This is a genomic window from Pontixanthobacter sp. (genome assembly GCF_049682855.1).
In the GTDB taxonomy this organism is placed as follows: Bacteria; Pseudomonadota; Alphaproteobacteria; order Sphingomonadales; family Sphingomonadaceae; genus Pontixanthobacter.
This window is the reverse complement of sequence record NZ_JBAUIK010000002.1, coordinates 184,125-192,151: the sequence shown is the minus strand read 5'-3', so window position 1 is coordinate 192,151 and position 8,027 is coordinate 184,125. Positions and strand designations below refer to the sequence as shown.

Here is an 8,027-nt window from a genome sequence, read left to right as displayed (position 1 = left end):
GAGAAAGAGAAAGCTGACAAAGCCGCTGCGGCGGCGCGTGAAGCAGCCGGATAATGAAGGCGCTCAGCCCGGAGGAACTGGAAGCAGAAGAAGCCGCCGCGCGTGAAGAACTGGCCTTCCGTGCAGGTAAGCTATTCTCTGGCCGGGTGGATTTTCTGCTCTCAGCGCCGCAGCTAAAATTCCTGCCCGAACCGACTGTGCCTGAAGTGGCCTTTTGCGGGCGGTCTAACGTGGGTAAATCCTCGTTACTGAACGCGATTACGGGCCGCAAAGCGGTTGCGCGCGCTTCGGTAACGCCGGGCCGCACTCAGGAACTCAATATCTTTGAAGTGGGCGACCCGACTTTGTTCCGGCTCGTTGATATGCCCGGCTATGGCTATGCCAAGGCGCCGCTAAAAGTGGTCGAGCAGTGGAAGAAGCTGATCAAAACCTATCTGCGCGGGCGGCAGGTGTTGCACCGCACGCTGATGCTGGTCGATAGCCGCCACGGCCTCAAAGACGTGGACCGCGATATGATGCGGATGCTCGATGAAACCGCCGTCAGCTACCGCGTGGTCCTCACCAAAGCGGACAAGATCAAAGCGAGCGCATTGGACGCAGTGGCCGCAAAAACCGCCGAAGAAATGGCCAAACACCCCGCCGCCTTCCCGCAGCTCCACATCACCAGCGCCGAAAAGGGCATGGGCATTGCGGAATTACGCGCGGCAGTGCTGGGGGATGCGGGGGTTTAGGCGGGCGTCCGCTAACGACCTAATTGCTGACGTTCGATCGAGACAGCGTTAATTTCTGCTGCGCCCTTCAGAGAAGATCATTCCGACGGCCTCCGAGTTATTTCAATTTGGCCATCCATTTGGCCGGGCTGGTGCGGCTGATCTCTGCCAAGCTGATAGTGTCTGCAAAATTTGTGATCGCAATTCAATATATTCGGGCAGAAAAACTGTTTTCTAAATGGCCCACTAAGAAAATATTCCAAACTTTCTCCGCATTGATCGCGGTTTACATCGCGGCCGTACCGCACTAATCTCACGCATAGAAACACGCCGTCGTTTTCAAGGGATCTTTGGATTTACATGATTTATCGACGCGAGATTGACGGGCTTAGGGCCGTGGCTGTTATGCCTGTCGTGCTGTTCCATGCTGGGTTCGAGATATTTAGTGGTGGCTTCATTGGCGTCGACATTTTTTTCGTTATCAGCGGGTACCTGATCACCTCGATACTCCTGACCGACCTTGAAAACAATCGTTTTTCCTTATTTCGTTTCTATGAGCGGCGGGCCAGGCGGATCCTCCCCGCACTAACAGTGGTAATACTAACCTGCGTGCCATTCGCATATACGTGGATGATGCCCAACGAGCTTAAAGATTTTTCTCAAAGCATCTTCGCTGCGACTTTTTTTGCTTCTAACTTCCTCTTCTGGTGGGAATCCGGATATTTCGCGCCAGCCTCGGAAACGAAGCCGCTGCTGCATACTTGGAGCCTTGCGGTCGAAGAGCAATACTATATCATTTTTCCAATTCTGCTCCTCGTACTTTGGAAGTACCGCAAAGAGAGGATAGCATGGATTTTTTCAGCTACCGCCTTTGCTAGTTTGCTGCTGGCAGAGTGGGGTTGGCGGAATGCGCCGTCTGCGAACTTCTATCTTTTTCCATTTCGCGCATGGGAGCTTCTCGCGGGATCTTTAGCTGCGATTTTCACGCGAAAGTTCGGTGTTCAGCAGAAGCAATGGATTAGTGCCATTGGCTTCACCCTTATTCTGCTGTCCATCTTCACTTTCGATGCAAAAACACCGTTCCCCAGTTTTTACGCCGTTATCCCGGTGACAGGTGCCGCGCTACTTCTCTGTTTTGGCGGAGAAGGTACTTTAGCTGCGAAGCTGCTGGGGTTTCGTCCGCTCGTTTTTGTCGGGCTGATCAGCTACAGTGCCTATCTGTGGCATCAACCGGTGTTTGCTTTTGCTCGTATCCGGAGCGTGTCTGAACCCACGCCATATCTTATGGGCGCGCTTGGCGTCGCTTCCTTTGCCCTCGCATATTTGAGTTGGCGATTTATCGAAAACCCATTTCGAAATAGCAAGTCCGGTCCGATCCGTTCCCAATCATCAGTTTTTCTTGCCAGTGGAATGGCAATGGCTATGGCGCTCTATATTGGTCTGATTGGCGTGTTTGGCCAAGGCTTTCCAGGACGAACTACTCCCTCTGGGCAGAGTTTCGCTTCCTTGAAGAGCGACCTTGCGCTTGCTCCGAATTACGGCTTGTCCCCGAAATGTGAGGGCTCCTTTACGCTCAATCCCGAATGTCGAACTGGTGCTGACCCACAGATTATTCTTTGGGGCGATAGCTTTGCAATGCATTTAGCGCAGGCATTGAAGGACAGTCCGAGCGCCGTCCCGATGCTCCAGCTCACTAAGAGCCAGTGCGCCCCTATTCCTGATATGGCTACCATAGGAAGTATGACGCCATGGACAGATTGTTTGGCGTTTAATGACGAGGCGCTTGCCTACATCGAAGAGAACCAGAGTGCGAAATTCGTGGCAATTTCATCTCCATTCAAGTTGCTGAATCCGGAAACGACGATTTATCTGCGCGATGGGTCGGTCGCTTCGCGGGAGCATATTCGGCTTATTACGAAAGCGTTTCGCAGTCTTGATAAACGTGTTTCTCGAGCCGGCAAGAAATTGGTTATTGTGGCGCCCCCACCGAATACCGGCCAAAATTTTGGAACCTGCCTTGTTCACGCAACTTTATTTAAGATGTCCGGCAGCAAGTGCAATTTCGCGCGGAAGGATATGAGTGAAACGGCATCTCGTGCTCGATCCATGCTGCAAAAATTGGAGGGCGATGTTGCAGTAGTCTGGCTAGACAACTTCATGTGCGACCGCGATGAATGTTTCGCGTCCATGGAAGGTGTTCCGCTCTATCGAGATGACGGACATCTCTCGATTGAAGGTGCGCGCTTTCTCGGCAAGAAATTCGATTTGGCAGACAAGGTTATCAATGCCCAGCGAGTCAGACGGATCAAATTTGAAGAGGCCCGATCATCTATGTGACGCCGCCGCTTAAGTCCTACGCTAGACTGCCTGCTCCGCGATAGTTTCGGTCATTTCGTTTATGGTAGTCAAACCCACTGAATACTGCCGAGGCGCACCCTACGGTGAATGGCCGAAATTGGGCGTGCAGGCTGGAAGTCGGCCTTATGGCGTTGCATTGCTAGGAGCGGACAATCCATAATAATTACCCCGTTGCTATCATTTAGCTGGTCGCCCTCGAGCCTCATTTCAAGCGCATCAAACCAACCCAATCACAACCCCAGCACATGCTTCGCGATAATATTCCGCTGAATTTCGTTGGTGCCGCCGTAAATGCTCTGCGCGCGGGTGCCCAGATAGGTGGCGACACCCGGTGCGGCAAACGCTGCCTCGCCCGTCCATGCGGGGCTGACGCTATCGGTGAATTTGCGCATTCCGTGCTCGCCCGCTGCGATGCAAAACAACCCGGTAATCTCCTGCGCGGTTTCGGTGGCCATAATTTTCAGGATCGAGGCTTCATTGCCCGGCGATCCGCCATCTTTTACTGAACACAACACGCGCAAAGTGGTAATCTCCAGCGCATCGACGCGCATATCGGCGGCGCTTAACCGCATAGCAAAGGCATGGTCATCAATCAGCCGCTGATTGCCGCCGGTGGGTATCTGGCTGGCAATGGCGCGGATGCTGGCCAGCTGGCTGCGTTTGCCGCCAATCCGCGCATAGGATGTCCGTTCATTCCCCAGCAGATATTGCGAGTAGGACCAGCCTTTGCCTTCCTCCCCGATGCGGTTCGATACGGGCACGCGGACATCCGCAAAATCGCATTGGCTCAGGTGATATTTGCCGTCGATCGAGATAATCGGTTTTACCGTAACGCCGGGCGCGTCCAAAGGCGCGCAAATGAACGTAATGCCAAGCTGCTTCTTGGCCTCGTGAGAGGTGCGGGTGAGCAGGAAAATCCAGTCGGCATGGTTGGCGGCAGAGGTCCAGATCTTGGTCCCGTTGAGGATATATTCGTCCCCATCGCGCACCGCGGAAAATTGCAGCGAGGCAAGGTCTGACCCGGCCTCCGGCTCGCTATACCCCTGCGCCCAACCAACCGAACCGTCAGCAATGCCGGGCAGCCAGCGCGCTTTCTGTGTCTTGGTGCCGAAAGTGTAGACCACCGGCCCGACATAGACGACACCCATAGGCGTGACCGTGGGCGCGCCTGCACGTTCCAGTTCTTCGTCAAAAATATACTGCTGTTCGATCGACCAGCCCGGCCCGCCATGCTCGCGCGGCCATGCGCTGGCAAGCCAGCCCTTCGCGCCCAGCGCCATTTCCGCCTCGCGCACTTCCGCCGTGGTCAGACTGGCTCCGGCCGCGACTTTTGCAAGAATATCCCCCGGATAGTCATGCGCGAAGAACGACCGGATTTCTTCGCGGAATTCTTGCAGGGCGGGGTCAAAATCAAGGTTCATCGTTGCAGGTCCATCGCTAGAGTTCGCTCCGGTCTACGCGGCAAACAGCATATCGTCGCTGGCAAAGGCTTTCATTTCCAGCGCATTGCCTGCCGGATCGCGGAAAAACATCGTCGCCTGTTCGCCCGGTTTGCCTTTGAAACGGATGGCCGGTTCTATTTCAAAAACCGTTCCAGCGGCGCGGAGTCTGTCCGCCAGAGCCTCCCAATCGGGCATAGCCAATATTACGCCGAAATGCGGCACGGGTACGCCGTGGCCGTCGACCGGATTTTTGGCCGCGTCCGTCTGCGCGCCCTCCACCAGATGGGTCACAATCTGGTGGCCATAAAAGTTGAAATCGATCCATTGCGGGGATGAGCGCCCCTCTGCGCAGCCCAGCACGCCGCCATAAAATGCGCGCGCGGCGGCCAGATCATTGACGGGAAAGGCGAGATGGAAAGGGCGCAGGGTCATCTCGGCCGCTCTAATATAACACAAGCGAACGGCCAAGTGAAAGCAGGTGGACATCCCGGAAAGTCACACGCTGGTTGTTTCGGGTTCTTTTGGGTTCTCTTTATTTTCACTACTTTTTAGTGGATTTTCCTACACAGCCTGAAATCGTCATAGGCTGCGGGATGAAACACGTCCCTATCGCTGCCCCAGCCCCCGCCCCAGCCCCAGCCCCCGCCCCAGCCCCAGCCCCCACCCCCACCTGTAGCTTAGCCGAACCGCACATCCGTCTGCCGCGCCAGATGCTTCGCGAAGTTACGGGTAAAGACACTGTCCCGCCCGTCCGCTTCGTTCAGTCTCGACACAGAAAGGATGAACGGGTACGCCGTCTGTCAGGTGGACATAAGGTACAGACAGTGAAGCTGATTATCGGCAATAAAAACTACTCCAGCTGGTCGCTGCGCGGCTGGCTGGCGATCAAGCAATCGGGCCTTCATTTTGAGGAAATCCTGGTCAATATTGGCGGCGAGGAATGGGCCGCGGCGAAGAAAGAATCGGGCGAGATCATGCCAGCGGGCAAAGTTCCGATCCTGTGGGACGGGGACACGGTCGTGTGGGATTCGCTGGCGATACTGGAATATCTGGGCGACAAGGTCGGGCGCGACCGGTTCTGGCCCAAGGATGAAACCGCGCGCGGCATGGCGCGGGCAATGGTTGGCGAGATGCACAGTTCCTACATGGCGCTGCGCCGCGAATGCCCGATGAATATGCGCAAACGTTTTGAAGGTGTCACATTGTCCGACGATGCCAGAAATGATGTTATCCGTATCCTGCAACTGTGGGCAGAGGCACGCGCCCGGTTCGGGCAGGGCGGACCGTATATATTTGGAACCTTTGGCGCGGCGGACATATTTTATGCCCCGATAGTCAGCCGGTTCTTGACCTATGGAGTGGGCGTGCCCGCCTTTGCTGAAACCTATATGCAGGCGGTGTGGGAACATGAATGGATGCAGCAATGGCTGACAAGCGCAGAGGACGAGCAATGGGTGTTGGAACAATACGAGAGCGCATCGGCAGAATAACCGCCAGAGCAATCGCAAATGGTTTCGCGGTCTTCGCGGTGATGATCACCGCTGTGCTGCCCGCCCCGGCGCTGGCATGGGGCGGTTTTGGCCACCGGACAACCGCCGACATTGCGCTTGCCAATGTGCGGCCTGAAACACGCACGGCGATTGCGGCGCTGATGCGCTATGAAAAAGATCTGGGCACGCCTGAATGTGATCTCAAAACCCTGCAAGATGCGGCTGTGTGGGCCGATTGTGTCCGCCGCGCCCGCTGGCGCTGGGGGTATACTGCAGCATGGCATTACCGCACGACGCCGATCTGCGAGCAGTATCGCCCGTTTGCCAATTGCAGCGGCGGCAATTGTGTGACCGCCCAGATAGAGCGCAGCCAGCGGATGCTCGCGGATGAAAGCCTGCCAGGCCCGATCCGGTTGGAGGCGCTTGCCTTTATGGTCCATTTTGTCGGGGACATTCACATGCCGCTCCATTCGGGGGACAAGGATGATCGCGGCGGGAATGACCGGATCACCGATTACGGCATTGTGCCTGATCAAAACCTGCACCGGATTTGGGACGGGGCATTGGCGGAACGCGCGATTACCTCCACCCGGCTGCCGATTGCGCGGCGTTACAGCACGGCAGAACGGGCCGAGCTGAGCGGCGGGGAACCGCCAGACTGGGGCCGTGAAAGCTGGCAGATTGCGAGGGATTTCGTCTATCCCAATGCCTTTGACGCCAATCCGTGCGCCGGTGATTTGCCCAATGAAACTGCGCTGACTCAGGAAGATATCGTCGCCGCCATTCCGATTGCGCAACGGCGTATCCAGCAGGCGGGCCTGCGCATGGCCGATATGCTCGACCGTGCGTTTGAACCGGGCGCATTGCCCCAGCCGGAGCGCAGCCGCAGATGAGCATTGCCCTGGATTATGCCGAAAAACTGATTGCCGCGCCCAGCGTCACGCCCGCCACGGGCCTGGTGTTTGATGTGATGGCACAGATGCTCTCACCGCTCGGCTTTGAGGTCCACCGGTTCGTGACCGGCGAAGCGCCTGATGGACCGGTGGAAAACCTGTTCGCGATCCGGCGCGGGCCCGCCGGATCGAAGCATTTCGCCTTTGCCGGCCATCTGGATGTGGTGCCGCCGGGCAATGACTGGACCAGTGCGCCCTTTGCTCCTGAGATACGGCCAAGTCCGGGCGGCGATTTGCTGCATGGCCGCGGTGCGGTGGATATGAAGGGATCCATCGCCAGCATGATCGCTGCCGCGCATGATGTACCCGCCGATGCCGGAACGCTCAGCTTTATCATCACCGGTGATGAGGAAGGCCCCGCAGTGTACGGTACGCGCGCGCTGATCGATTTCATGCGCGAGCATGATATGGAGCCCGATCTGTGTCTGGTGGGGGAGCCGACATCGGTGAACCGGCTCGGTGATATGATGAAGATCGGGCGGCGCGGTTCGGTCAATATCTGGATCGTGGTTGAGGGCACGCAGGGCCATGTGGCCTATCCCCATCTGGCGGATAATCCGCTGCCCAGATTGGTGGCGATTATGGCGGAGTTGGACGCGCTGGTGTTAGATGAAGGGACCGACTGGTTCCAGCCATCCAACCTTGAGATCACCGATCTGGAAGTCGGTAATCCGGCGCATAATGTGATCCCAGCCAAGGCCACTGCGCGGCTTTCTATCCGGTTCAACGACATCCATAGCGGCGCGTCTTTGTCGGAGCGGGTTGCCGCGATTGCCGAAAAGCATGGCGGCGCGGCCAAATCGATCATATCGGGCGAGCCGTTCCTGACCCCGCCGGGCGAGTTCAGCCGGATCATTGCCGACGCGGTGGAGGCCGAAACGGGTATTGCACCCGAAGCCTCCACCACTGGCGGCACATCCGATGCGCGGTTCCTGCGCGCCGTGTGCCCGGTGATCGAATTCGGCCTGTGCAACGCAACCATGCACAAAACCGATGAGGCTGTGGCCGTGGCGGATCTGGATGTGCTGGCGAAAATCTATGCGCGGATCACTAAGGCGGTGCTGGCCGGCTAAG

The 8,027-nt window shown here is 57.0% G+C and carries 7 protein-coding genes; 5 read left to right on the top strand and 2 right to left on the bottom strand.

All coding sequences use genetic code 11. The features are described 5' to 3' along the window. Positions 1-53 precede the first annotated feature (53 nt). On the top strand, positions 54-731 hold the full coding sequence (gene yihA, locus WA922_RS01295; RefSeq protein WP_424769865.1) for a ribosome biogenesis GTP-binding protein YihA/YsxC: 678 nt from the start codon (positions 54-56) through the stop codon (positions 729-731). A 339-nt stretch (positions 732-1,070) separates the two neighbouring features. Continuing rightward, positions 1,071-3,047, top strand: a complete 1,977-nt coding sequence (locus WA922_RS01290; RefSeq protein WP_424769864.1) for an acyltransferase family protein — start codon at positions 1,071-1,073, stop codon at positions 3,045-3,047. 251 nt (positions 3,048-3,298) lie between these two features. On the opposite strand, the gene WA922_RS01285 is transcribed toward WA922_RS01290, so the two are convergent. Both WA922_RS01285 and WA922_RS01280 read right to left on the bottom strand, forming a co-directional pair. Continuing rightward, entirely contained in the window at positions 3,299-4,489 is a 1,191-nt protein-coding gene (locus WA922_RS01285) for an acyl-CoA dehydrogenase family protein (protein ID WP_424769863.1), read from the bottom strand. Positions 4,490-4,522: 33 nt separating this feature from the next. After that, positions 4,523-4,942: a VOC family protein gene (locus WA922_RS01280; RefSeq protein ID WP_424769862.1), complete on the bottom strand. Its 420-nt coding sequence runs from the start codon at positions 4,940-4,942 to the stop codon at positions 4,523-4,525. A 392-nt stretch (positions 4,943-5,334) separates the two neighbouring features. Between WA922_RS01280 and WA922_RS01275 the strand changes: the two genes are divergently transcribed. The 3 genes from WA922_RS01275 to dapE are packed head-to-tail and all read left to right on the top strand — an operon-like array spanning position 5,335 to position 8,026. After that, positions 5,335-6,000: a glutathione S-transferase family protein gene (locus tag WA922_RS01275; protein ID WP_424769876.1), complete on the top strand. Its 666-nt coding sequence runs from the start codon at positions 5,335-5,337 to the stop codon at positions 5,998-6,000. After that, positions 5,961-6,893: a S1/P1 nuclease gene (locus WA922_RS01270; protein WP_424769861.1), complete on the top strand. Its 933-nt coding sequence runs from the start codon at positions 5,961-5,963 to the stop codon at positions 6,891-6,893. The genes WA922_RS01275 and WA922_RS01270 overlap by 40 nt, the downstream gene beginning before the upstream one ends. Next, positions 6,890-8,026 carry a succinyl-diaminopimelate desuccinylase gene (gene dapE, locus WA922_RS01265; protein WP_424769860.1) on the top strand — a complete coding sequence of 379 codons (1,137 nt, stop codon included), beginning with the start codon at positions 6,890-6,892 and terminating at the stop codon, positions 8,024-8,026. The genes WA922_RS01270 and dapE overlap by 4 nt, the downstream gene beginning before the upstream one ends. The last annotated feature ends 1 nt before the right edge of the window (position 8,027 follow it).